Origin of the sequence: Aeromicrobium panaciterrae, from assembly GCF_039537165.1 — a bacterium.
GTDB classification, from domain to species: domain Bacteria; phylum Actinomycetota; class Actinomycetes; order Propionibacteriales; family Nocardioidaceae; genus Aeromicrobium; species Aeromicrobium panaciterrae.
The window spans coordinates 3,265,321-3,288,785 of the sequence record NZ_BAAAZZ010000002.1 but is presented as its reverse complement, the minus strand read 5'-3'; the positions used below and the strand labels follow the sequence as shown (position 1 = coordinate 3,288,785).

The 23,465-nt window shown below is 66.9% G+C and carries 22 protein-coding genes; 14 read left to right on the top strand and 8 right to left on the bottom strand.

The window, feature by feature from the left end:
- Positions 1 to 7 precede the first annotated feature (7 nt).
- Complete coding sequence (locus ABD683_RS17155) at positions 8 to 766, top strand: aldose 1-epimerase (RefSeq protein WP_344771285.1); 759 nt, start codon at positions 8 to 10, stop codon at positions 764 to 766.
- 177 nt (positions 767 to 943) lie between these two features.
- Positions 944 to 1,942 (top strand): TerC family protein, encoded by a 999-nt coding sequence (locus ABD683_RS17150; RefSeq protein ID WP_344771284.1) that lies wholly within the window; start codon positions 944 to 946, stop codon positions 1,940 to 1,942.
- On the opposite strand, the gene ABD683_RS17145 is transcribed toward ABD683_RS17150, so the two are convergent.
- Positions 1,939 to 3,351, bottom strand: a complete 1,413-nt coding sequence (locus tag ABD683_RS17145; RefSeq protein ID WP_344771283.1) for an APC family permease — start codon at positions 3,349 to 3,351, stop codon at positions 1,939 to 1,941. The two genes, ABD683_RS17150 and ABD683_RS17145, sit on opposite strands and share 4 nt — an antisense overlap.
- A 109-nt stretch (positions 3,352 to 3,460) precedes the next feature.
- Between ABD683_RS17145 and ABD683_RS17140 the strand changes: the two genes are divergently transcribed.
- On the top strand, positions 3,461 to 4,732 hold the full coding sequence (locus tag ABD683_RS17140; RefSeq protein ID WP_344771282.1) for a cytochrome P450: 1,272 nt from the start codon (positions 3,461 to 3,463) through the stop codon (positions 4,730 to 4,732).
- Here ABD683_RS17140 and ABD683_RS17135 read toward each other — a convergent pair.
- From ABD683_RS17135 to ABD683_RS17125, 3 genes are read right to left on the bottom strand one after another with little or no spacing between them, the layout of a single operon-like run.
- Positions 4,729 to 5,124, bottom strand: a complete 396-nt coding sequence (locus tag ABD683_RS17135) for an outer membrane protein assembly factor BamD (RefSeq protein ID WP_344771281.1) — start codon at positions 5,122 to 5,124, stop codon at positions 4,729 to 4,731. The genes ABD683_RS17140 and ABD683_RS17135 overlap by 4 nt on opposite strands.
- Before the next feature lie 42 nt (positions 5,125 to 5,166).
- Positions 5,167 to 5,412: a hypothetical protein gene (locus tag ABD683_RS17130; protein ID WP_344771280.1), complete on the bottom strand. Its 246-nt coding sequence runs from the start codon at positions 5,410 to 5,412 to the stop codon at positions 5,167 to 5,169.
- 4 nt (positions 5,413 to 5,416) lie between these two features.
- Entirely contained in the window at positions 5,417 to 6,073 is a 657-nt protein-coding gene (locus tag ABD683_RS17125; RefSeq protein ID WP_344771279.1) for an MBL fold metallo-hydrolase, read from the bottom strand.
- Positions 6,074 to 6,257: 184 nt separating this feature from the next.
- On the opposite strand from ABD683_RS17125, the gene uvrA reads away from it, so the two are divergent.
- From uvrA to ABD683_RS17070, 11 genes are all read left to right on the top strand, one after another.
- The gene (gene uvrA / locus ABD683_RS17120) at positions 6,258 to 9,113 is read left to right on the top strand and encodes an excinuclease ABC subunit UvrA (protein WP_344771278.1); all 2,856 of its coding nucleotides are present in this window, start codon (positions 6,258 to 6,260) and stop codon (positions 9,111 to 9,113) included.
- 9 nt (positions 9,114 to 9,122) lie between these two features.
- Positions 9,123 to 10,064, top strand: a complete 942-nt coding sequence (locus ABD683_RS17115) for a DUF808 domain-containing protein (protein WP_344771277.1) — start codon at positions 9,123 to 9,125, stop codon at positions 10,062 to 10,064.
- Between the two features lie 29 nt (positions 10,065 to 10,093).
- A complete protein-coding gene (gene uvrC / locus ABD683_RS17110) occupies positions 10,094 to 12,037 on the top strand; it encodes an excinuclease ABC subunit UvrC (protein ID WP_344771276.1) in 1,944 nt (647 codons plus the stop codon).
- Positions 12,038 to 12,069: 32 nt separating this feature from the next.
- Positions 12,070 to 12,897, top strand: a complete 828-nt coding sequence (gene rapZ / locus ABD683_RS17105; protein ID WP_344771624.1) for an RNase adapter RapZ — start codon at positions 12,070 to 12,072, stop codon at positions 12,895 to 12,897.
- Between the two features lie 8 nt (positions 12,898 to 12,905).
- The gene (locus ABD683_RS17100) at positions 12,906 to 13,835 is read left to right on the top strand and encodes a gluconeogenesis factor YvcK family protein (protein WP_344771275.1); all 930 of its coding nucleotides are present in this window, start codon (positions 12,906 to 12,908) and stop codon (positions 13,833 to 13,835) included.
- Positions 13,836 to 13,874: 39 nt separating this feature from the next.
- Positions 13,875 to 14,858, top strand: a complete 984-nt coding sequence (whiA, locus tag ABD683_RS17095) for a DNA-binding protein WhiA (protein ID WP_344771274.1) — start codon at positions 13,875 to 13,877, stop codon at positions 14,856 to 14,858.
- Positions 14,859 to 15,030: 172 nt separating this feature from the next.
- Entirely contained in the window at positions 15,031 to 16,035 is a 1,005-nt protein-coding gene (gap, locus tag ABD683_RS17090; RefSeq protein WP_344771273.1) for a type I glyceraldehyde-3-phosphate dehydrogenase, read from the top strand.
- Positions 16,036 to 16,055: 20 nt separating this feature from the next.
- A complete protein-coding gene (locus tag ABD683_RS17085; RefSeq protein WP_344771272.1) occupies positions 16,056 to 17,246 on the top strand; it encodes a phosphoglycerate kinase in 1,191 nt (396 codons plus the stop codon).
- 2 nt (positions 17,247 to 17,248) lie between these two features.
- On the top strand, positions 17,249 to 18,052 hold the full coding sequence (tpiA, locus tag ABD683_RS17080) for a triose-phosphate isomerase (RefSeq protein WP_344771271.1): 804 nt from the start codon (positions 17,249 to 17,251) through the stop codon (positions 18,050 to 18,052).
- 16 nt (positions 18,053 to 18,068) lie between these two features.
- Positions 18,069 to 18,305 (top strand): preprotein translocase subunit SecG, encoded by a 237-nt coding sequence (gene secG / locus ABD683_RS17075; RefSeq protein WP_344771270.1) that lies wholly within the window; start codon positions 18,069 to 18,071, stop codon positions 18,303 to 18,305.
- Positions 18,305 to 18,658 carry an RNA polymerase-binding protein RbpA gene (locus ABD683_RS17070; protein WP_344771269.1) on the top strand — a complete coding sequence of 118 codons (354 nt, stop codon included), beginning with the start codon at positions 18,305 to 18,307 and terminating at the stop codon, positions 18,656 to 18,658. Before secG ends, ABD683_RS17070 begins: the two co-directional genes overlap by 1 nt.
- A gap of 102 nt (positions 18,659 to 18,760) precedes the next feature.
- Here ABD683_RS17070 and pgl read toward each other — a convergent pair whose 3' ends face one another.
- The 4 genes from pgl to ABD683_RS17050 are packed head-to-tail and all read right to left on the bottom strand — an operon-like array spanning position 18,761 to position 23,464.
- On the bottom strand, positions 18,761 to 19,459 hold the full coding sequence (gene pgl / locus ABD683_RS17065) for a 6-phosphogluconolactonase (RefSeq protein ID WP_344771268.1): 699 nt from the start codon (positions 19,457 to 19,459) through the stop codon (positions 18,761 to 18,763).
- A complete protein-coding gene (locus tag ABD683_RS17060; RefSeq protein ID WP_344771267.1) occupies positions 19,456 to 20,355 on the bottom strand; it encodes a glucose-6-phosphate dehydrogenase assembly protein OpcA in 900 nt (299 codons plus the stop codon). The genes pgl and ABD683_RS17060 overlap by 4 nt, the downstream gene beginning before the upstream one ends.
- Positions 20,355 to 21,872 (bottom strand): glucose-6-phosphate dehydrogenase, encoded by a 1,518-nt coding sequence (zwf, locus tag ABD683_RS17055; protein WP_344771266.1) that lies wholly within the window; start codon positions 21,870 to 21,872, stop codon positions 20,355 to 20,357. The genes ABD683_RS17060 and zwf overlap by 1 nt, the downstream gene beginning before the upstream one ends.
- Positions 21,872 to 23,464: a glucose-6-phosphate isomerase gene (locus ABD683_RS17050; protein ID WP_344771265.1), complete on the bottom strand. Its 1,593-nt coding sequence runs from the start codon at positions 23,462 to 23,464 to the stop codon at positions 21,872 to 21,874. Before ABD683_RS17050 ends, zwf begins: the two co-directional genes overlap by 1 nt.
- Position 23,465 lies beyond the last annotated feature (1 nt).

The following is a 23,465-nucleotide window of genomic DNA, read 5'->3' as shown; positions in this document are numbered from 1 at the left end:
TGGTCGCGTGACTGACGTCCTCGACAATGGCCGCGTCCAGGCTGCAATCGATCCCTCGCGTGGTGCCCGGCTCACGTCCTTGGTCATCGACGGCCATGAGCTCCTCGACACTGACGGCAGCTTCCCGATGGTTCCGTGGGCGGGCCGCATCCGGGACGGGCGCTTGACGCTCAACGGCATCACGCACCAGCTTCCGCTGTCCACGGACGGCAACGCGATTCACGGACTCGGTCGCAACGTGGCGTGGGATCGCGTGGACGATGCCTCGTACGCCTGCGAGATGGGTGCACCCTGGCCCACGTCGGGAGTGGCGACGCTCCAGTACGAGCTGCGGTCGAACGGACTACGCACGACGTTGAGCTGGGACGACGGTACGGACGCTCCGTGCTCGATAGGCCTGCACCCGTGGTTTCGTCGTCGCCTTGACGTCGGAGGTGACGTCGACCTGAGGTTCGAGCCGACGGCGATGGTTGAGCGCGGAACCGACGCGTTGCCGACCGGTCGGCTGGTCCAACCATCGTCGGGTCCGTGGGATGACTGCTTCAAGGTCGCCGGTTCGCCCGTACTCAACTGGCCTGGAGCTCTCGAGGTCAGCTTGTCGTCGTCGAGTCCGTGGTGGGTCGTCTATGACCAACCGGCCGAAACGGTGTGTGTCGAGCCCCAGAGTGCGCCGCCCGATGCGTTCGCCCATCCTGCTCTGCAGCCGGATGGGCTGTGGCCGCGTTCACTCTGGTTCGAGATCAGCGCGGTCGACGAAGCACTCTGAACAGCCTGCTGCAACAATGTGTCGCGGAGGGGAGTATTCCCCGATCGCAGCGTCGTCATCACGGTGGTTCCCAGCAGTCACCCGGTGCTGTGGGCCGCCTCAGGCGGCGGAAGAGACCTCCGGCTCTGACCGGAGGACTCTATGCATCTTGCATCACCTGTAGCCGACACCGTGAGCATGTCGGTCTCCCAGACCGAGTGGATCGTGACGATCGCCGTCACCGTCGCCGTGCTCTTGTTCGACGTCATCATCGTGGCGCGCAAGCCGCACGAGCCCACGCTCAAGGAGTGCGCGGTCTATCTGGCCGGCTACGTCGGTCTCGCGATCGCGTTCGGCATCTGGGTCACGGTGCACCACGACGTCAACGAGAAGGGCGGTGACTTCGGACTGCAGTTCTTCGCCGGATGGCTCACGGAGTACAGCCTGTCGATCGACAACCTGTTCATCTTCCTGATCATCATGGCGAGCTTCAAGGTGCCGAGGAAGCTGCAGCAGGAGGCCTTGCTGGTCGGCATCATCATCGCTCTCATCTTCCGCGGCATCTTCATCGCGCTCGGCGCCGTGGCGATCAACAACTTCTCGTGGATCTTCTACATCTTCGGTGCGTTCCTTCTCTGGACTGCGTGGACACTGGTCAAGGACACCGAGCACGACGACGACGGCGAGAACGCAGTCGTACGGTTCGCGCGTCGCTACATGAACGTCAAGGACGAGTGGCACGGTCTCAAGCTCTTCATCAAGGAGAACAAGAAGACCTTCATCACGCCGATGTTCTTGGTCATCCTGTCGCTCGGCACGACCGACCTGCTGTTCGCGCTCGACTCGATCCCGGCGATCTACGGCCTCACCAAGGAGCCGTACCTCGTGTTCACGGCCAATGTCTTCGCGCTGATGGGACTGCGCCAGCTCTACTTCCTGCTGGGCGACCTGCTCAAGAAGCTCATCTACCTGTCGCAGGGCCTTGCCGTCCTGCTGGCGTTCATCGGCGTCAAGCTGGTGCTGCACGCGCTGCACACCAATGAGCTGCCGTTCCTCAATGGCGGCGAGCACTTCGACGTGCCCGAGATCCCCACGTTGCTGAGTCTGGGTGTCATCGTCGCGACCCTCTCGATCACCGCGGTCGTCAGCCTCACGGTGTCGAGTCGTCGCGAGCGCAACGCCCAGAGCCAGGGTTAGTCGATCTCGTGCGGCGGGATGTCCTCCGGGTTGGTGATCTGCAGGTCATCGCCCTGGCCCCGACGCAGGAGGTAGATCGGCACGGAGAGGATCAGGCCGATGCCCAGGAGGATGCCGGCGACCTCGTACTGCTCGCCGTCGCGTCCTGACAGCGGGGTCACGAGGTAGAGACAGGTGAACGCGCCAAGGGCGGCAATTGCGGTGCGCGTACGGAAGTGCTCGTGCTCGACCCGGTCGTGGCGCAGCACCAGCACGGCGACGTTGACGACCGCGAACACGCCGAGCAGCAGCAGCGACGTCGTACCGCCGAGCACGGCGATCGCGTCGTCGCTCGCATTCGAGACGTACGCGATCAGGCCGAACGCGAGGGCCGTGGTGAACAGGATCGCGGCCCACGGAGTGCGGTTGGTCGGGTGCACCTTCGACAACGCCGCAGGCAGGACGCCCTGGCGCGACATGCCGTAGAGCAGACGACTCGCCATCATCATGTTGATCAGGGCGGAGTTGGCCACCGCGAACATCGAGATGAACGGCAGGATCTTGTCCATCGGGAAGTCCGGAGCGCCGGCCTTCACCACCTCGACGAGTGGGGTGTCGCTGGAGGCGAGCTCTCCGACGGGGACCAGACCGACGGCGAAGATCGACACGAGGATGTAGATGACGCCGGTGATGCCCAGGCCCGTCAGCATCATCCTGGGAAAAATGCGGTGGGGCTCGTGGCACTCCTCGGCCATGTTGACGGAGTCCTCGAAGCCGACCATTGCGAAGAATGCGAGAGAGGTCGCGGTGGTGATGGCGAGGAACACGTTCTTGTCGTCGGGGGTGTCGAACGCGACGGCGCGACTGAAGTAGGCATCGCCGATCGCGTAGAAGCCGATCAGGATCACGATGACCAGGCCGGACAGCTCGACCAGGGTCAGCACCACGTTGGCCCGGACGCTCTCGCTCGCACCGCGGAAGTTGACGGCTGCGACAAGAGCCATGAACGCGAGCGCGATCAGCATGATCTGGCTGTTGGACGCCTCCCACTCGATTCCGGTTGCCAGGTTGGAGGCGAAGGCGCGTGACGCCGTCGACGCCGACGTGATGCCGGAGCACATGACGGCGAAGGCGACGATGAAAGTGAAGAAGTGCACGCCGAACGCCTTGTGGACGTACAACGCGGCCCCCGCGGCCTGCGGGTACTTCGTGACCAGCTCGAGGTAGGAGAACGCCGTGAGCAGGGCGACGATGAACGCCACCAGGAACGGCAGCCACGCAGCGCCACCCACTTCGGCGGCCACCTGGCCGGTGAGCGCATAGACGCCCGTACCGAGGATGTCGCCGACGATGAACAGCAGGAGAAGCTTGGGCCCCATGACCCGCCGGAGCTCGGTCGGTTGTGGATCTTGTGTCGTGCCAACACTCATGCGCGAAACCCCCTGAGAGGACGCGGGCCACCCCGCGTCTTTGCCCCCACCTTTCACCGGCTGACCCACGGTCGCAACCGCTCAGTGTAGTTTCGTCACCGTGTTGCAGGTGAAGTCTCGAGTCTCAGGATGGGTCCGCGCGCTGGTCGTGCGCCGCATCCAGAAGAAGGGCATCGACCTGTCACGCCTGTCCTTCATTCCAGAGGCCACCAAGGTGCCGCTGCAGCGTACGGGCCTCGATCCGGTGCCCCGCATTGCCGAGATCCGCGAGACGACGCCGATGCACCGCCTCGACCTGCCGTTCGACTTCAACATCTACCTCGTCACCGGCTACGAGGAGTCGCGCCGGATCCTGACGGATCGCGATTCCTACTCCAACGACATCCGGCACATGTTCCACGGCGACGGACCGGCGACGTCCGACGACATCGGCGGCCTGGGCTTCACCGATCCACCGCTGCACACGCGGCTGCGCAAGATCGTCACGCCGGAATTCACGATGCGCCGCCTGGCCCGGCTCGAGCCGATGATCAAGGAGATCGTCGACGCCCGGCTCGATGCGCTGGAGGCCGAGGGGTCCGGTGCCGACCTGGCGAAGCATGTGGCATTTCCCGTCCCGTTCCAGACGATCTGCGCGTTGCTCGGCCTCGACTTCGAGGACCGCGACGCGTTCGAGAAGCTCGGCAGCGCGCGTTTCGACGCCACCAATGGAGGAGCTGCCGCATTCGGTGCGGTCTCGGAGCAGCGCGAGTTCCTGTTCGCCACCGTCGCCAAGCAGCGCAAGGAGCCGGGGCCCGGACTGATCGGGCAGATCCTGCTCGATGAGGGCGACATGATCTCCGATGTCGACCTCGCCGGGCTTGCTGATGGTGTCTTCACCGGCGGCTTCGAGACCACGGCGGGCATGATCGCGCTCGGCACGATCGTCCTGTTGCGAGACCCCGCGTACGCCGACATGATCCGCAACGGCTCCAAGGACGACGTCGACCGGGTGGTGGAGGAGCTGCTCCGTTACCTTTCCGTCGTGCAGGTGGCGTTCCCGCGCTTCGCCAAGCAGGACATGCTGCTGTTCGGCAAGAAGATCAAGGCCGGTGATGTCGTCCTCGCGTCGCTGAGTGGCGCCAACCGCGACCCGAAGGTCGTGGGGGAGCGTCCCGAGGAGTTCGACCCGTTCCGCGTTCCCGAGAGCGGCCACCTCGCGTTCGGTCACGGCATCCACCGCTGCATCGGTGCCGAGCTGGCCCGCATGGAGCTCCGTATCGCCCTGCCCAGGCTGTTCCAGCGGTTCCCGGACCTCGCCCTCGCGAAGCCCCAGGAGGAGCTGAGCTTCCGGCAGCTGTCGTTCGTCTACGGCGTCGACGAGCTGCCGGTCACCTTCTAGGTCTGGATCTCGTTGTCCTGCTCGTCCATCGGTAGCCCGTCGGTGCATTGGCCCAGGGTGATCACCTTGTTGCGCGCGAAGTTCTCCGACGAGCGTGCGGCCTCCGGGTAGTCGGCGGGGTCGAGGTTGGCGTAGTACTCGACGGCGTCGAGCAGTGCGTCGGCCTCAGGTTCAGTGTTGACCTGGGCGTTGACCTTGGCCGGCTTCTTGGCCTTCTCGAAGTGGCGAACGGTCTCTTCGTAGTCTTGCCGGTTGAACGCGTCGATGCCCTTCCGGACCTCGGTGCAGGTCTGCTGCTGCAGCTCCGCAGCCGTCGGTTCGTTCGAGGTGTCGGAGCTGTCGGATCCGCACGCGGCCAGCGTGAGCAGCACCGCGACGGCGAGGGACCTCATGTGCCCGACGCTAGGCGCTGGCGACGAATGTGCCAGTCGAAGTCAGACCGCAGAGGGTGCGCGCTCCGCGCGGTACATGGCCCACTCGCGCTTGATCTGATCACGGTTGACCCACGACACAATCATCCAGACGATCCACCACGTGCCAGCGATGACTCCGATCAGCACGCTTCGCCAGATCGGGTAGCGGCTCAGCAGATGGCTTCGTCGGAAGCTCACGACGGCCACTGCCATGAACAGCGCGGTGTTGAACACCGAGAAGAGCAGGTCCACGCCGTCGGCGTTCATGAGCTCACCAGCCCCGCTCCCGCCACTCGGCGAGGTGGGGGCGCTCGGCGCCGAGGGTCGAGTCATTGCCGTGGCCCGGGTAGAAGTGCGTGTCGTCCGGGAAGCGGTCGAACAGCTTGGCCTCGACGTCGTTGATCAGGCTGACGAAGGCGTCGGCATCGCCGAACGTGTTGCCGACTCCACCCGGGAACAGCGAGTCGCCCGTGAACAGGTGGACGATGCCATCGGGGTCGTCGTACGCGAGGGCGATCGAGCCCGGAGTGTGCCCGACGAGGCCGATGACCTCCAGCTCGCAGGAGCCGACCCGCACGCGAGCGCCGGTCTGCACCCGTACGTCCACCGGCACCGGCAGCTCATCGGCGTCGTCCTCGCCCGCGACGGTCTCCGCGCCGGTGGCCCCGACGACGGCCTCGAGTGCCTGCCAGTGATCGAAGTGCTGGTGCGTCGTGAGGACCCGCGCCAGGCCGGCGTCACCGATCAGCGAGAGCAAGGTGTCCGCCTCGTCGGCCGCATCGATGAGCACGTGTTCGCCGGTGAGGTTGCACTTCAGCAGGTAGGCGTTGTTGGACATGCCGCCGACCGCGACCTTGGTGATCTGCAGGTCTCCCGCGTGCTGGACATCCGCTGGACCGCCGACCTCGACCTCACCCGTGTACGTCATGCAGTGAGCATACGAGCAGCTCTGCCTGAGCGGTGAGTCCTGCACCTTTCGCGAGCGCCGACAGGTGCGCGGTCCGTCGCTCCGGGCTTGGGCGTGGCGCCGTTGGAATGTTTCTGTCAGGGGCCGTCGTTACGATGGAGCGCGTCAGCAGACCGCTCAAATCTCGATCCTTCCAGGGGAACAAGTGACCGACCGCCTCGTCATCCGCGGCGCACGAGAGCACAACCTCAAGGATGTCTCCCTCGACCTCCCCAGAGACTCGCTCATCGTGTTCACGGGCCTGTCCGGCTCCGGCAAGTCGTCGTTGGCGTTCGACACGATCTTCGCCGAGGGCCAGCGCCGCTACGTCGAGTCGTTGTCCGCCTACGCGCGCCAGTTCCTGGGCCAGATGGACAAACCCGACGTCGACTTCATCGAGGGCTTGTCACCGGCGGTGTCGATCGACCAGAAGTCCACGAGCCGCAACCCACGATCCACGGTCGGCACCATCACCGAGGTCTACGACTACCTCCGTCTCCTCTACGCCCGTGCCGGCCGGCCGCACTGCCCCGAGTGCGGCGAGCCGATCGCCCGCCAGACCCCGCAGCAGATCGTCGACCGCATCATGGCCGGCGACGAGGGCACCAGGTTCCAGGTGCTGGCACCCGTGATCCGCGGTCGCAAGGGTGAGTACGGGGAACTGTTCCGCCAGCTGCAGGCCCAAGGTTTCAGCCGCACCATCGTCGACGGCGAGCTGCACATGCTGGCCGACGAGCCGCCCAAGCTCGAGAAGCAGAAGAAGCACACGATCGACGTCGTGGTCGACCGGCTCCAGGTCAAGGACACGATGCAGCAGCGCCTGACCGAGTCCGTCGAGACCGCGCTCAATCTCGCCGACGGGCTCGTCATCGTCGACTTCGTCGACCTCGATGCCGACGACCCCAACCGCACGCGACGCTTCTCCGAGAAGCTCGCCTGCCCCAACGACCACCCGCTCGCCGTCGACGAGCTCGAGCCCCGGTCGTTCTCGTTCAACGCCCCGTTCGGTGCCTGCCCCGAGTGCCATGGCCTCGGCACCCGCATGGAGGTCGACCCCGAGCTGGTCGTGCCCGATGAGAGCAAGACGCTCAACGAGGGCGCGGTCTCTCCGTGGTCATCGGCACACGTCGCCGACTACTACTCGCGCATCATCGGTGCGCTGGCCCAAGAGCTGAAGTTCAGCCCCGACACGCCGTGGGGCGACCTGCCCGACAACGTGCGCAACGCGGTCCTGCACGGTCACCCGACCAAGGTGCACGTCAAGTACAAGAACCGCTACGGCCGCGAGCGGTCCTACTACACCGCGTTCGAAGGTGCGATCACCTACCTCGAGCGCCGGCACGACGAAACCGACTCCGAGACCAACCGCGAGCGCCTCGAAGGTTTCATGCGTGAGGTTCCGTGTCCCACGTGCGGCGGCACCCGCCTCAAGCCGGTGATCCTCGCCGTACAGCTCAATTCCGAGGAGTTCGGCCCCAAGAACATCGCCGAGGTCTGCGCACTGTCGATCTCCGAGGCTGCGACCTACCTCGCGACGCTCGAGATGACCGACCGCGAGCGCCAGATCGGCGAACGCGTGCTCAAGGAGATCAACGAGCGCCTGCGCTTCCTGCTCGACGTGGGGCTCGACTACCTCGCACTCGACCGGGCCGCGGGCTCACTGTCGGGCGGAGAGGCCCAGCGCATCCGCCTGGCGACGCAGATCGGCGCCGGGCTCGTGGGAGTGCTCTACGTGCTGGACGAGCCATCGATCGGCCTCCACCAGCGCGACAACCACCGACTCATCGAGACCCTCATACGCCTGCGTGATCTCGGCAACACGCTGATCGTCGTCGAGCACGACGAAGACACGATCCGTGCCGCCGACTGGGCCGTCGACATCGGGCCCGGTGCCGGCGAGCACGGGGGACAGGTCATCGTCTCCGGCACGGTCAAGGAGCTCCTCGACAGCGACGACTCGATGACCGGCAAGTACCTCTCGGGACGTATGTCGATCCCGGTGCCGGAGGTCCGCCGTCCGCGGGTCAAGGGCCGCGAGCTCACGGTGCACGGCGCCAAGGAGCACAACCTCCAGGACATCGACGTCACGTTCCCGCTCGGCATGCTCGTCGCCGTCACGGGCGTTTCCGGCTCCGGCAAGTCGACGCTGGTCAACGACATCCTCTACACGCAGCTCGCCCGTACGATCTATGGCGCCCGGACGATCCCGGGCCGTCACAAGTCGATCAGCGGGCTCGACGAGGTCGACAAGGTGATCCACGTCGACCAGTCGCCGATCGGTCGCACCCCGCGCTCCAACCCGGCGACCTACACCGGCGTCTTCGACCACGTCCGCAAGCTGTTCGCGCAGACGCCCGAGGCCAAGATGCGCGGTTATCAGCAGGGCCGCTTCTCGTTCAACGTCAAGGGCGGTCGCTGCGAGGCATGTGCAGGCGACGGCACGATCAAGATCGAGATGAACTTCCTGCCCGACGTCTACGTCGCGTGCGAGGTCTGCCATGGCGCCCGCTACAACCGCGAGACGCTCGAGGTGCACTACAAAGGCAAGACCATCGCCGAGGTGCTCGAGATGCCGATCGAGGAGGCCGTCGACTTCTTCGAGGCCATTCCCGCGATCGCCCGTCACCTCCGCACCCTGGTCGACGTCGGCCTCGGATACGTACGGCTCGGTCAGTCCGCACCGACGCTGTCGGGCGGCGAGGCCCAGCGGGTCAAGCTGTCGGCGGAGCTCCAGAAGCGGTCCACCGGCCGTACGGTCTACGTCCTCGACGAACCGACCACCGGCCTGCACTTCGAAGACATCCGCAAGCTCCTCGGCGTGCTCGGCCGCATCGTCGACTCCGGCAACTCGGTGATCGTGATTGAGCACAACCTCGACGTGATCAAGACCGCCGACTGGGTCATCGACATGGGCCCCGAAGGCGGCAGCGGCGGCGGACTGCTGATCGCCGAGGGCACCCCCGAGGACATCGCCGGCAACTCCGCGAGCCACACCGGCACGTTCCTCAAGCCTCTGCTCTAGGGTTCTTGCATGGCTGGAGGACTTGCTGCACTGCTCGACGACATCGCAGTGCTCGCCAAGACCGCTGCGGCTTCCATCGATGACGTCGGGGCGGCAGCCGGCCGCGCGAGCGCCAAGGCCGCGGGCGTCGTCGTCGACGACACCGCCGTGACACCGCAGTACGTCCAGGGTGTCGCGGCCAAGCGTGAGCTGCCGATGATTCGCAAGATCGCGATCGGTTCCCTGCGCAACAAGCTGCTGTTCATCCTGCCGGCGGCCCTGCTGCTGAGTGAGTTCCTGCCCGACCTGCTCACACCTCTGCTGATGGTCGGCGGCACCTATCTGTGCTTCGAGGGCGCCGAGAAGATCTTCGAGCGCATCACGGGTCACGCGCCGGAGGCCGAGGAGGCGCAGGCGACCGATCTGACGCCCGAGCAGGAGACGACGCTCGTCTCCGGCGCCATCCGCACTGACTTCATCCTCTCGGCGGAGATCATGGTGATCGCGCTGAACGAGGTCGCCGACGAGAACTTCTGGTCCCGCCTGGTGATCCTCGCGGTCGTGGCCGTCGCGATCACGGTGCTGGTCTACGGCGTCGTCGCGGTCATCGTCAAGATGGACGACATCGGGCTCGCGCTCGCACAGCGGAAGTCAGCGGTCTCGCAGCGGTTCGGGCTGGGGCTCGTCCGGGCGATGCCCAAGGTGCTCGGCACCATCTCTGCGGTCGGCATCGTCGCGATGCTGTGGGTTGGAGGGCACATCCTGCTCGTCGGTGTCGACGACCTCGGCTGGCATGGCCCGTACGAGCTGGTGCACGACCTCGAGCATCACGTCCACGACGCGCTTGGCGGCTTCGGTGCAGTGGGCGGCTGGCTCACCAACACGGCGCTGTCGGCGGTCGTCGGCGCGGCTGTGGGTGCGGTCGTGGTCGCGATCATGCACGTCATTCCGCGACGCCGCGGCGCCCACTGACTGTCGTAGTCACCTCGTAGGCTGGGGGCGTGGCAGACCCGGCAAGCTATCGACCCGCCCAGGGGGAGATCCCTGTCGCTCCGGGTGTCTACCGGTTCCGCGACGACGCCGGCCGGGTCATCTACGTCGGCAAGGCCAAGTCGCTCCGGCCGCGACTGAGCTCCTACTTCCAGGACCTCAACAACCTCCATCAACGCACCCAGCAGATGGTGCTCACCGCGAGTTCCGTCGACTGGACGGTCGTCGACACCGAGGTGGAGGCGTTGGCGCTCGAGTACTCCTGGATCAAGGAGTTCGACCCGCGCTTCAACGTGAAGTACCGCGACGACAAGTCCTACCCGTGGCTCGCCGTGACGGTGGGCGAGGAGTTCCCGCGGGTCACCGTCATGCGTGGAGCCCAGCGCAAGGGCGTGCGCTACTTCGGGCCCTACGGGCACGCCTGGGCGATCCGCGACACCGTCGACACGTTGCTCCGGGTCTTCCCGATGAGGTCGTGCTCCCAAGGCGTGTTCCGCCGTGCCGCGGCGATCGGCCGTCCCTGCCTGCTGGGTGACATCGGCAAGTGTGCGGCACCGTGCGTCGGCCGGGTCGACGCCGACGAGCACCGCGCGATCGTCGACGACTTCCTCGCGTTCATGGGTGGCCAGACCGCGGGCTTCACCAAGCGCATCGAGAAGCGCATGCGTGAGGCTTCCGACGCCGAGGAGTTCGAGCTGGCTGCCAAGCTGCGTGACGATCTCGCGGCGATCCACCGCGTCCTCGAGAAGCAGACCGTCGTGCTCGGCGACGGCACCGACGCCGACGTCCTGGGCTTCGTCGACGATCCGCTCGAGGTCGCCGTGCAGATCTTCTCCGTACGCGGTGGTCGCATCCGCGGTCAGCGCGGCTGGGTCGCCGACAAGACCGACGAGGCGCCGATGAGCGACCTCGTGCAGAACGCCCTGATGACGTTGTACGAGGACGCGGCGCCGACGGCGATTCCGCGCGACGTGCTGGTGCCCGAGCTGCCGTCGGACGCCGGCGTCGTGACCGAGCTGCTCAGCGAGCGTCGCGGTGGGCCGGTGTCGATCAAGGTGCCACGACGCGGCGACAAGCGCGCCCTCATGGCGACGGTGGAGCAGAACGCCAAGCAGTCGATGATGCGCCACAAGCTCAAGCGGTCGTCCGACCTGACGGCACGCAGCCTCGCGTTGGAGGAGATCCAGGAGGCGCTCGGCCTTCCCATGGCTCCGCTGCGCATCGAGTGCTACGACATCTCCAACCTCGGTGCCACCGAGACCGTTGCCTCGATGGTCGTGTTCGAGGACGGGCTGCCGCGCAAGTCCGAATATCGCCGCTTCACGATACGCAACGAGGGACAGAGCGATGTGGCGGCGATGCACGAGGTCATCACCCGGCGGTTCACCCAGCTGCTGCGTGCCCGCGAGAGCAACGATGAGGAAGGACCCGGCGTCGATCCCGAGACCGGCAAGCCGAGGCGCTTCGCCTACACGCCATCGTTGGTCGTGGTCGACGGCGGACCACCGCAGGTCGCCGCCGCCAAGGCCGCGATGACCGAGCTGGGCATCACCGACATCGCACTGGTCGGCCTGGCCAAGCGGCTGGAGGAGGTGTGGCTGCCCGACGACACAGACCCGGTGATCATGCCCCGCACCAGCGAAGGGCTCTACCTCCTGCAGCGCATCCGTGACGAGGCGCACCGCTTCGCCATCACCCACCACCGCCAGCGGCGCAGCAAGTCGATGATCGACAGCATCCTCGATCCGGTGGCCGGGCTCGGTCCCACACGGCGCAAGGCGCTGATCAAGACGTTCGGTTCGGTCAAGAAGCTCCGACAGGCCAGCGCAGAGGAGATCGCAACTGTGCCCGGCATCGGCCCGGCTACGGCACAATCCATCGTGGAGGCACTCGCAGCGGGCGAGTCTGCACCGGCCGTCAACACCGCGACCGGAGAGATCCTGGAGGACCGTTGACCAAGCTGTCGGAGTTCGTCGTCGTCACCGGCATGACCGGCGCCGGACGCGGATCGGCAGCCAAGGTCCTCGAAAAGCTCGGCTACTACGTCGTCGACAACATCCCGCCGAGCCTGATCAAGGCGGTTGTCGACACCGCCGAGTCATCAGAGTTCGACAAGCTCGCCGTCGTCGTCGATGCCAGGTCGCGAGAGTTCTTCGCCCGCCTCGTGGACGAGCTCGAGTCATTGCGCAAGGACGGCACCGGTGCCCGCATCCTCTACCTCGAGGCCTCCGACGAGGTGCTCGTACGCCGTCAGGAGGCCGCGCGCCGTCCGCACCCGTTGAGTCGTGAGGGCCGGCTCATGGATGGATTCGACCGCGAGCGTGAGTTGTTGCGGCGCATTCGCGGCCGCGCCGACCTGGTCGTCGACACGACCAACCTCAACGTCCACCAGCTCGGACAGCGCATCCGGGCCGCCTTCGAGGACGCCGACGACGGCGGCCGGCTCCGCGCCTCGGTCATGTCGTTCGGCTTCAAGTACGGACTGCCGATCGACGCCGACATGGTCGCTGACCTGCGGTTCCTCCCCAACCCCTACTGGGTGCCGGAGCTCCGGCCGCTGAGCGGGCTCGACGAGCCGGTGCGAGACTACGTACGCAAGCAACCGCTGTCGGAGGATTTCCTCGAGAAGTACGACGAGCTCGTCGCCCTGCTGACCGACGGCTACCTCCGCGAGGACCAGCACTTCCTGACGATCGCCCTCGGCTGCACCGGCGGGCGGCACCGCAGCGTCGCGATGGCCGAGGCGTTGGGCGAACGACTCGAGGCGCACGGCGTACGCGTGCTCGTCGTGCACCGCGACCTGGGCCGCGAGTGAGCGACAGCATGAAGGTCGTTGCGCTCGGCGGGGGTCACGGACTCGCCGCCAGCCTCAGCGCCCTGCGCCATCTCACTCGTGACCTGACCGGCGTCGTCACAGTCGCCGACAACGGGGGTTCGTCCGGACGACTGCGTGAGGAGCTCGGCGTGCTCCCGCCCGGAGACCTCCGCATGGCGCTGGCGGCGCTGTGCGGCGACGACGAGTGGGGTCGCACCTGGGCCGGAATCCTCCAGCACCGCTTCAGCAGCGACGGGCCGCTCAAGGACCACGCGGTGGGCAACCTCCTGATCGCCGCGATCTGGGACCAGCTCGGCGACCACGTTGCCGGGCTGGACCTCGTCGCGGAGCTGCTGGGCGCGCAGGGTCGCGTACTCCCGATGGCCGCCGTCCCCCTCGACATCGAGGCCGAGGTGCACCTGCGTTCAGCGCCCGACCGGCTCACCGTCGTACGTGGCCAGTCGCAGGTCGCCTCGGTCGACGGGCAGGTGGTCAGCGTCAGGCTCGACCCGCTCGACCCGCCGGCGTGCCCGGAGGCGGTCACCGCGGTCAAGGATGCTGACTGGGTGACGGTAGGCCCGGGCTCGTGGTTCACCAGCGTCATGCCGACGTTGCTCGTGCCCGAGCTCCGCGATGCCCTGGTCAGCTGCACCGCCAACCGGATCCTGGTGCTCAACCTGGGGGAGCAGGCCGGCGAGACCGAGGGGCTCACACCCACCGATCACCTCGAGGTCCTGGGGGCGCACGCGCCCGAGCTGGGTCTCGATGTTGTGATCGCCGACACCTCGCTCGTGGACCCGCGTGGCAACCTCGAGGCAGCAGCACGTGCACTCGGAGCCAGGCTCGTCGTCGCCGACGTCGCGCTGTCACCGGGGTCCGACCAGCACGACCCGATCAGGCTCGCGGCCGCGTTCAGTCGCGCGATGAAACAGGCATAGAGTGAGCTCGGGGATATCGATCGATGGGGGTTCCACCCGATGGCCATGACTGCTCAGGTGAAGGCAGAGCTCGCCAACACAGCAATCACCAAGTCGTGCTGTCGCAAGGCTGAGGTCTCGTCGATCCTCCGGTTCGCCGGTGGACTCCACATCGTCGCCGGACGCATCGTGATCGAGGCTGAGCTCGACACCGGCGCGGCGGCGAGGCGCCTGCGCAAGGACATCGCCGAGGTCTACGGCCACGACAGCGAGGTCGCGGTGATGCAGAATGCCGGCATCCGCAAGGCCACCCACTACCTCGTTCGTGTCGCCAAGGACGGTGACGCGCTCGCCCGACAGACGGGCCTGATCGACGCCAGCGGTCGCCCCGTACGCGGTCTGCCACCCCAGGTGGTCTCGGGTTCCTCCTGCGACGCCGTTGCTGCGTGGCGTGGAGCCTTCCTCGCGCACGGCTCCCTCACCGAGCCCGGCCGATCGTCGGCGCTCGAGGTGAGCTGCCCCGGACCCGAGGCGGCACTCGCCCTCGTCGGTGCGGCGCGTCGTCTCGGCATCAGCGCCAAGGCGCGTGAGGTCCGTGGCGTCGACCGAGTTGTGATCCGCGACGGTGAGGCCATCGGTGCCCTGCTGACGCGTCTGGGCGCCCATGAGTCATTGCTTGCCTGGGAAGAACGACGCATGCGGCGCGAGGTGCGGGCGACGGCCAATCGCCTCGCCAACTTCGATGACGCCAACCTCCGTCGCTCCGCACGCGCCGCCGTCGCGGCTGGTGCCCGCGCGCAGCGCGCCCTGGAGATCCTCGGCGAGGAGGTGCCCGACCACCTCAAGATGGCTGGCAGCCTGCGGGTCGAGCACCGTCAGGCGAGCCTCGAGGAGCTGGGCCAGCTGCACGACCCGGCGCTGACCAAGGACGCGATCGCGGGCCGCATACGCCGCCTGCTGGCCATGGCTGACAAGCGCGCCGAGGAGCTCGGTATCCCTGACACCGAGTCGAGCCTCAGCGAGGAGTCCCTCGCGGAGGGTTAGGTACCTCCCTTTCCGGTTCCTGGGCCTGGGGGTCCCCCCACGAGGTACGAGTAGGGGGCAGGACGAGGCCGTGAGGGAGCGCAGCGACCGAAGGAGGTGACTCGCGGGTAGCAGTCGCCACTCGGTAGGGTGAGGTGGTAATCCCACCCCTTCCCGCAGGAGACCCGTCCCCGTGACTGTTCGCGTAGGCATCAATGGATTTGGCCGTATCGGCCGCAACTTCTTCCGCGCGGCTCGTGCCGCCGGCGCAGACATCGAGATCGTCGCCGTCAACGACCTGACCGACAACAAGACGCTCGCACATCTGCTCAAGTACGACACGATCCTCGGCCGTCTCGACGCCGACGTCTCGTACGACGACACGTCGATCACCGTGGGCGGTCAGAAGATCGCTGCGTTCGCTGAGCGCGACCCCTCCAAGCTCGACTGGGCTGCCGTCGGCGCCGACATCGTCATCGAATCCACCGGATTCTTCACCGACGCGACGCAGGCCAAGGCCCACGTCGACGGCGGCGCCAAGAAGGTCATCATCTCGGCACCGGCCAAGAACGAGGACGCCACGATCGTCATGGGCGTCAACCACGAGACCTACGACGCCCAGGCGCACACGATCATCTCCAACGCCTCGTGCACGACCAACTGCCTGGCGCCGATGGCCAAGGCACTCAACGACGCACTCGGCATCGAGCGTGGCCTGATGACCACGATCCACGCCTACACGCAGGACCAGAACCTGCAGGACGCCCCGCACGGTGACCTGCGTCGTGCCCGTGCCGCCGCGATCAACATCGTTCCCACGTCGACCGGCGCGGCCAAGGCCGTCAGCCTCGTGCTGCCCGAGCTCAAGGGCAAGCTCGACGGCTACGCGCTCCGCGTGCCTGTGCCGACGGGTTCGGCCACCGACCTGACGTTCACGGCCTCGCGCGAGACCACTGTCGAGGAGGTCAACCAGATCCTCAAGGACGCGTCCGAGGGCTCGCTCAAGGGCTTCCTGACCTACACCGAGGACGAGATCGTCTCGTCCGACATCGTCACCGACCCGTCGTCGTGCATCTTCGACTCGGGCCTGACGAAGGTCATCGGCGACCAGGTCAAGGTCGTCGGCTGGTACGACAACGAGTGGGGCTACTCCAACCGTCTCGTCGACCTCACGGTCCTCGTCGGCACCTCCCTCTAGTCAGCGCGAGAGTCTGACCCGTGAAGACGATCAGCGACCTGGGTGACCTGCGCGGCAAGCGCGTGCTCGTCCGCAGCGATCTCAACGTGCCGCTCGACGGCGCGACGATCACCGACGACGGCCGCGTACGCGCGAGCGTCCCGACGATCGTGCAGCTCGCCGATGCAGGCGCCCAGGTGCTGGTCGTCGCCCACCTCGGCCGGCCTGAGGGCAAGCCCGATCCGCGATACTCGCTCGAGCCCGTGGCAGCTCGCCTCGGCGAGCTCATCGAGCCGCAGGTCTACTTCGCCCAGGACACGGTCGGCGAGGACGCCAAGACCCAGATCGCCGGTCTCGCCGACGGTGACGTGCTGGTGCTGGAGAACGTACGGTTCAACGCCGGCGAGACCAGCAAGGACGACAAGGAACGTGGCGAGTTTGCCGACGAGCTCGCCGACCTGGCCGACGTGTTCGTGTCCGACGGATTCGGCGTCGTCCACCGAAAGCAGGCCAGCGTCTACGACATCGCGACACGTCTCCCGGCTGCCGTCGGCGGTCTCGTCGAGACCGAGGTCAAGGTGCTCAAGCAGCTCACCGAGAGCCCGGAGCGCCCCTACACCGTCGTGCTGGGTGGTTCGAAGGTCTCCGACAAGCTCGGCGTCATCGACAACCTGCTCGACAAGGCCGACAACCTGCTGATCGGTGGCGGGATGGTGTTCACCTTCCTCAAGGCCCAGGGTCACGAAGTCGGCAAATCTCTCCTCGAGGACGACCAGCTCGACATCGCTCGCGACTACATCAAGCAGGCCGAGACCAAGGGCGTCAAGCTCGTGCTGCCGACTGACATCGTGGTCGCCCCCGAGTTCGCCAATGCCAACGCATCGACGGTCAACGCTGACGCCATCCCGGCCGACCAGCTCGGTCTCGACATCGGCCCCGCCAGCGCCAAGGCATTCGCCGAGATCATCAAGGCCTCCAAGACGGTGTTCTGGAACGGTCCGATGGGCGTGTTCGAGATGTCGTCCTTCGAGGCCGGGACCAAGGCCGTCGCGCAGGCACTCACCGAGGTCGACGGCCTGTCGGTCGTCGGCGGTGGCGACTCGGCAGCGGCCGTACGCCAGCTCGGCTTCGAGGACTCCGACTTCGGACACATCTCCACCGGCGGTGGCGCAAGTCTCGAATATCTCGAGGGCAAGACGCTCCCGGGCCTCGACATCCTGGAAGGGAAGTAACCATGGCCTCCGCACGCAAGCCCTTGATGGCCGGCAACTGGAAGTCCAACCTCAACCACCAGGAAGCCGTGGTTCTCGTCCAGAAGCTCGCCTGGACGCTGCAGGACAAGAAGCATGACTTCGAGAAGTCCGAGGTCGTCGTGATCCCGCCGTTCACCGACATCCGCAGCGTGCAGACGCTGGTCGACGGTGACCACCTGGCGATCGGCTACGGCGCGCAGGATGTCTCCGAGCACGATGGCGGTGCCTACACCGGCGAGATCTCGGCGACGATGCTGTCAAAGCTCGGCTGCACGTACGTCGTGGTCGGCCACTCCGAGCGCCGCGAATACCACGGTGAGTCCGATGCCCTGGTCAACACCAAGGCGGGCAAGTCGCTGGCTGCCGGTATGACGCCGATCGTGTGCGTCGGCGAAGGTCTGGAGGTTCGTCAGTCCGGCGAGCACGTGGCCTACACGCTGGCGCAGGTCGACGGCTCGCTCGATGGTTTCAGCGCCGAGCAGGTGGCATCGCTGGTCGTCGCCTACGAGCCCGTATGGGCCATCGGCACCGGCGAAGTCGCCACTCCTGAGGACGCCCAGGAGGTGTGCGCTGCAATCCGTGCGCGTGTTGCGGAGACCTGGTCTGCCGATGCGGCCGACTCATTGCGTATCCTTTACGGCGGATCAGTGAAAGCGGCGAACATTGCCGCCATCATGGCGAAGTCGGACGTCGACGGAGCCTTGGTCGGCGGTGCAAGCCTCCAAGCGGAGGAGTTTGCCGGGATCGCCCGGTTCTACGACATGCCGGATCTCTCCGGCGCCTGACAACGAAGGCCCATCCGTGATTTTGACGTTCTCCATAATCCTCACGATCAGCAGCATGCTCATGATCGTGCTGGTTCTCATGCACAAGGGCCGTGGGGGTGGCCTCTCCGACATGTTCGGTGGCGGTGTCTCGAGCTCGCTCGGCGGTTCGTCCGTCGCCGAGCGCAACCTTGACCGCATCACGGTCGGAATCGCCGTCGTCTGGGTTGTGTGCATCTTTGCTCTCGGCCTGCTCCTGAAGGTGAGCAACTAGTGGCTGCAGGTGCGATCCGGGGCAGCCGCATCGGCGCTGGTCCGATGGGAGAAGCCGAGCGCGGCGAGTCCGCTCCGCGCCAGGCGGTGACGTACTTCTGCATGAACGAGCACACCACCGTGCTGCAGTTCGCCATCGAGGCTGAGCCCCCCGAGTCGTGGGACTGCCCGCGCTGCGGCATGCCGGCAAGCTCCGACGCCGAGAACCTCCAAGCCGCCCAGAAGATCGCGCCCTACAAGACGCATCTGGCCTACGTGAAGGAGCGTCGCTCCGAGACCGAAGCGGCCGAGATCCTGACGGAGGCCATCGAGATGCTGCGCACCAAGCGCAAGACTGGCGAAGTCATCTTCTAAATCACCTCGGGTGTGTGGGCGGGACCTAACCACCCATCAGGGCGCTGGATTGGCCGCTCAGGCACCGCTCCCGGACGTGATCGCGCAGGTCATCGCCTCGGGTCAGAGCCGCGAAGCCGCGGCTTCGTCGAGCAGCCAGACCGTCTCCGTCTGACCCTTCACGCCGATTGCCGGAATGTCGTCGATCGTGCCGTCACCCAGCGCACGAGCCACCGCGTCAGCCTTGCCGTCCCCTGACACCAGGAACCACACCGCATCGGCGTTGTTGAGCGTCGGGAACGTCATCGTGATGCGCTCTGGCGGAGGCTTGGGGGAGTTGAAGACCTCGACAGCTCGTCGCTCGGTCTCGTGCAGCTGCGCGAACCCGGGGAACAGCGACGCCACGTGCCCGTCGGGTCCGACGCCGAGCAGCACGACGTCGAACGGGTCGCGCGGGAGCTTGTCGCCGTAAGCGTCCGCGGCGTCGGCCATGCTGAGGTCGCACCCGTGCGCCGGCATCGAGTGGATGTGCTCGGTCGGCACGCGCAGGCGGTCGAGGAACGCGTCCCGGGCCTGCTGATCGTTGCGGTCGGAATGACCTTCGGGCACGAACCGCTCGTCTCCCCAGTAGAAGTCGACGTCCGTCCAGTCGACCTCGCCCGCCTCGAGGACCGCGTACGCGGCAATCGCGATCGTGCCGCCCGTCAGGACCACGCTCGGCCGGCGACCTTCCGCCTGCACGTTGGCGATGCGGATCGACAGCAGCGACGCGATCGACGTCGCCAGGGTCTCGGCGTCCGGGAAGATCTCGGTGCGCGTCATGATGTCAGGAGGTGACTGATCGTGGCCTCGTAGATGTCATCGGCATCCAGGCGGCGGAGGTCCTCGGCCAGGAGCTCGGCGAGCGTACGGGCGCCCAGCGGCACCTCGCGCGGCGACGAGCCCGGCACGCTGAAGTGGCAGGACGTCGGGCCAACACGCTCGATGACGACATCGCCCGCAGCGGTGTGGAGGACGACGGACGAGATCTGCTCGATGTCACCCTTGCGCAGCGTGATCGGCACCTTGAGCCGGCTCTCCAGCCACGCGACGAGCAACGTCGCGGCGGGATTGCCGGTACCAGCGGTCACGGAGCCGCTGGAGACCTTGCTGGTCGACTGGTCGAGCGCAGCCGCGAGGAGCGCACGCCACGGTGTCAGGCGGGTCCAGGAGAGGTCGGTGTCACCCGGCGCGTAGTGACGTCCCACCGACTTCAGTGACCGGATAGGTGAGTCGGTCGCCTCGGCGTCGGTCAGGCGGCGCTGGGCGAGCTGACCGATCGCGTCGGCGGACGGGTCGGTGGGCGGCTTGCCCGGCCACCAGACGACCACGGGGGAGTCGGGAAGCAGCAGCGGCAGCACGACCGACTCGGCGTGCTTCGTGAGCTCGCCGGAGATGCGCAGCAGGATCGACTCGCCCGACGAGCTCTCGCCGACCCGGACCTTGGCGTTGAGCTCGGCGGCACCGCGGCCGTCGCCGAGGATCACGCCGATGACGCGGGAGGGATGCTCGCGCGACAGCGTGGTGGCCGTACGCAGCGCAGCCCCGACCTCTTCGTCGTCGGTGACCACGAGCAGCGTGAGCACCATGTCCATCGCCGGGCTGCCCGCCGCACGGCGTGCCTTGACGAGCGCGCGGGCGATCCGCGCGGCGTTGGTCTTCTCGAGAGCAATTTCCATCAGGGACGCCTCCAGACACGGCCGTCGCGCGCGAGCATCTTGTCGGCGGACTCAGGGCCCCAGGTGCCCGACGGGTAGGTGTCGATCGTCTTCTGCTTGCTCCAGTGCTCGATCACCGGATCCAGGATCTCCCAGGAGAGCTCGACCTCCTCGCGGTGCGGGAACAGCGGGGGATCACCCAGGAGCACGTCGAGGATCAACCGCTCGTACGCCTCCGGGCTGCTCTCGACGAAGGCGCCGCCGTAAGCGAAGTCCATGTTGACGTCGCGGATCTCCATCGTCGTGCCGGGGACCTTGGCACCGAAGCGCAGTGTCACGCCCTCGTCGGGCTGGATCCGCATCACGAGGGCATTCTGGCCGAGCTCCTCCACGTCGTGCTTGCTGAACGGCTGGTGGGGCGCGCGCTTGAAGATGACCGCGAGCTCCGTGACGCGTCGACCCAGGCGCTTGCCGGTGCGGAGGTAGAACGGGACGCCCGCCCAGCGCCGGGTGCTGATGTCGATGCGCATCGCGGCGTACGTCTCGGTGGTCGACGTCTGCGGTATGCCCTGCTCCTCGAGGTAGCCGAGCACCTTCTCGCCGCCCGCCCAGCCGCCGTCGTACTGTGCGTGGGCCGAGTGCAGGTCGATCCGTGCAGGTGTCCGGGCGTTGGCGAGGATCTTCTGCTTCTCGATGCGCAGGCTCTTGGCGTTGAACGAGACCGGCTCCTCCATCGCGATCAGGGCCATCAGCTGCAGCAGGTGGTTCTGGATGACGTCGCGGGCCGCACCGATGCCGTCGTAGTAGCCGGCGCGTGATCCGATGCCGATGTCCTCGGCCATCGTGATCTGCACGTGGTCGACGTAATGGTTGTTCCAGATCGGCTCGAACATGCCGTTGGCGAAGCGGAACGCCAGGATGTTCTGGACCGTCTCCTTGCCGAGGTAGTGGTCGATGCGAAACACCGACTGGCTCGGGAACACGTCGGCGACGATCGTGTTGAGCTCCTGGGCCGTGGCGAGGTCGTGGCCGAACGGCTTCTCGATGACGACCCGGCGCCAGCCCTGCGACGACTCCGCGAGACCGTGCTTCTTGATCTGGGACACCACGACGGGGAACAGGCTCGGCGGGATCGACAGGTAGAACGCGTGGTTGCCGCCCGTACCCTGCTGCCTGTCGAGCTCCTCCATCGTCTTGCCGAGGCGCTCCCAGGCGTCATCGTCGTCGAACTCGCCGGGAACGAACCGGATGCCTGCGGCGAGCTGCTTCCACACGGTCTCGCTCCACGGCGTACGGGCGCCGTCCTTGGCCGCCTGCTTGATCATCTTGGAGAACGCCTGCTTGCCGAAGTCCTGGCGGGCGAACCCGACGAGGGCGAATCCGGGCGGAAGCAGGCCGCGGTTGGCAAGGTCGTAGACGGCGGGGATGAGCTTCTTCTTGGCGAGGTCGCCGGTGACGCCGAACAGGATCAGGCTGCACGGCCCGGCGATGCGGGGGAGCCGGCGATCCCGGGGATCGCGGAGCGGGTTGTCGACCATCATTCGCTCCTTCCGGCCAGGGCCGTGCGCAGGAGCTGAAGACCTGCCGGGACGTCCTTGAGGTGCAGCCGTACGACGGGGCGGCCGCGTTGGCGCAGCACAGCCGCGTCACCGGCTGCCTGTGACTCGATGAACGAGCCGAACGTGAACTCGCGGCCGGGGATGCTGAGGTCCTCGATCGGGTCACCGGTGACCTGAAGGTAGACGCCCGTGGCGGGGCCACCCTTGTGGTACTGCCCCGTCGAGTGGAGGAACCGCGGTCCCCAGCCGAACGTGGTCGGCCGGCCGGTGCGCTGCGCCACGATCTCGCGCGCTCCCGCGAAGTCGGCATGGTCGAACCGGTCGAGGTAGACCTGCAGCGCGACGTAGCCGTGATCCAGGTCGAGCTGGTCCAACAGCCAGGTGATGGTCTCGGTGATCGAGGACCCGTCGTGTCCGTAGACGTCGATGGCTCCGACCGTGACGTCGGGGGTGGGCTTCTCGCCGCCACCACCGAGCAGGTCGCGAGCTGCCTGCTTGGCACTCTCGACGTCGGGCTGGTCGAACGGGTTGATGCCGATGACGCTGCCGGCCACTGCCACGGCGGTCTCCCAGATCAGCATCTCGGCACCGAGATCAGCCCTGATGGCGATGCCGTAGCCCGACTGGGCCTCGGGTGCGCTGTCACCGTCGATCGACAGCAGGACCGAGTCTGCCGTGCTGGGGTTGAAGTTGACGGCGTTCTCGAACGGTACGACGACCGGCAGGATGCCCTTGCCGTTCTTGCCCGTCGACTCCGCCACGAGCTGCTCGATCCAGTCGCCGAACCCGTGGCGCGACTGGTCGGCCATCACCAGCTTGTCGACCTGGTGCCGGTGCGCCACACCCAGCAGCACACCCAGACGCAGGGCGGGGTTGTCTGCGCCGTCCACCGCGACGTCGTCCTGTGCGGACGCCGCCTGGTCGAGCAGCTCGCCGACGTCCGCACCGGCCAGGCCACTCGGCACCAGCCCGAAGGCCGTCAGTGCGGAGTAACGACCGCCGACGTGGGGATCGGCGTGGAACACCCGGTAGCCCGCCTGGGTGGCTTCCCGGTCGAGCGGCGACCCGGGATCCGTGACGACGATGATGTGGTCGGTCGGCACGAGGCCGGCGTCCGTGAACGCCTTCTCGTACGCGCGACGCTGGCTGTCGGTCTCGATCGTGCCGCCGGACTTGCTGGAGACGACGACGATGCTGCGCTCGAGGTCATTGGCGATCGCCGCGCGCACCATGTCGGGCTGTGAGGAGTCGAGGACCGTCAACGGGACGCCGTACGTGGTGCAGATGACCTCAGGTGCCAGCGACGAGCCACCCATGCCGCACAGCACGACATGGTCGAGGCCCTTGGCGGCAAGGGCCTCCCGGAGCTCGAGGATCTCGGCGATCAACGGGCGGGACGACTCGGCGAGCCCGGTCCAGCTCAACCGGATCGACGCCTCCGACACCGCCTCGGGCCCCCACTCGGTGGGGTCGTGTGCGGCGATGCGTGATGCGATGCGGTTGTTGATCGCGTCCTTGAGTGCCGACTCGTACTCGTGCTGCGACGGCGCGGTGAGGAAGAGCTCGACCACG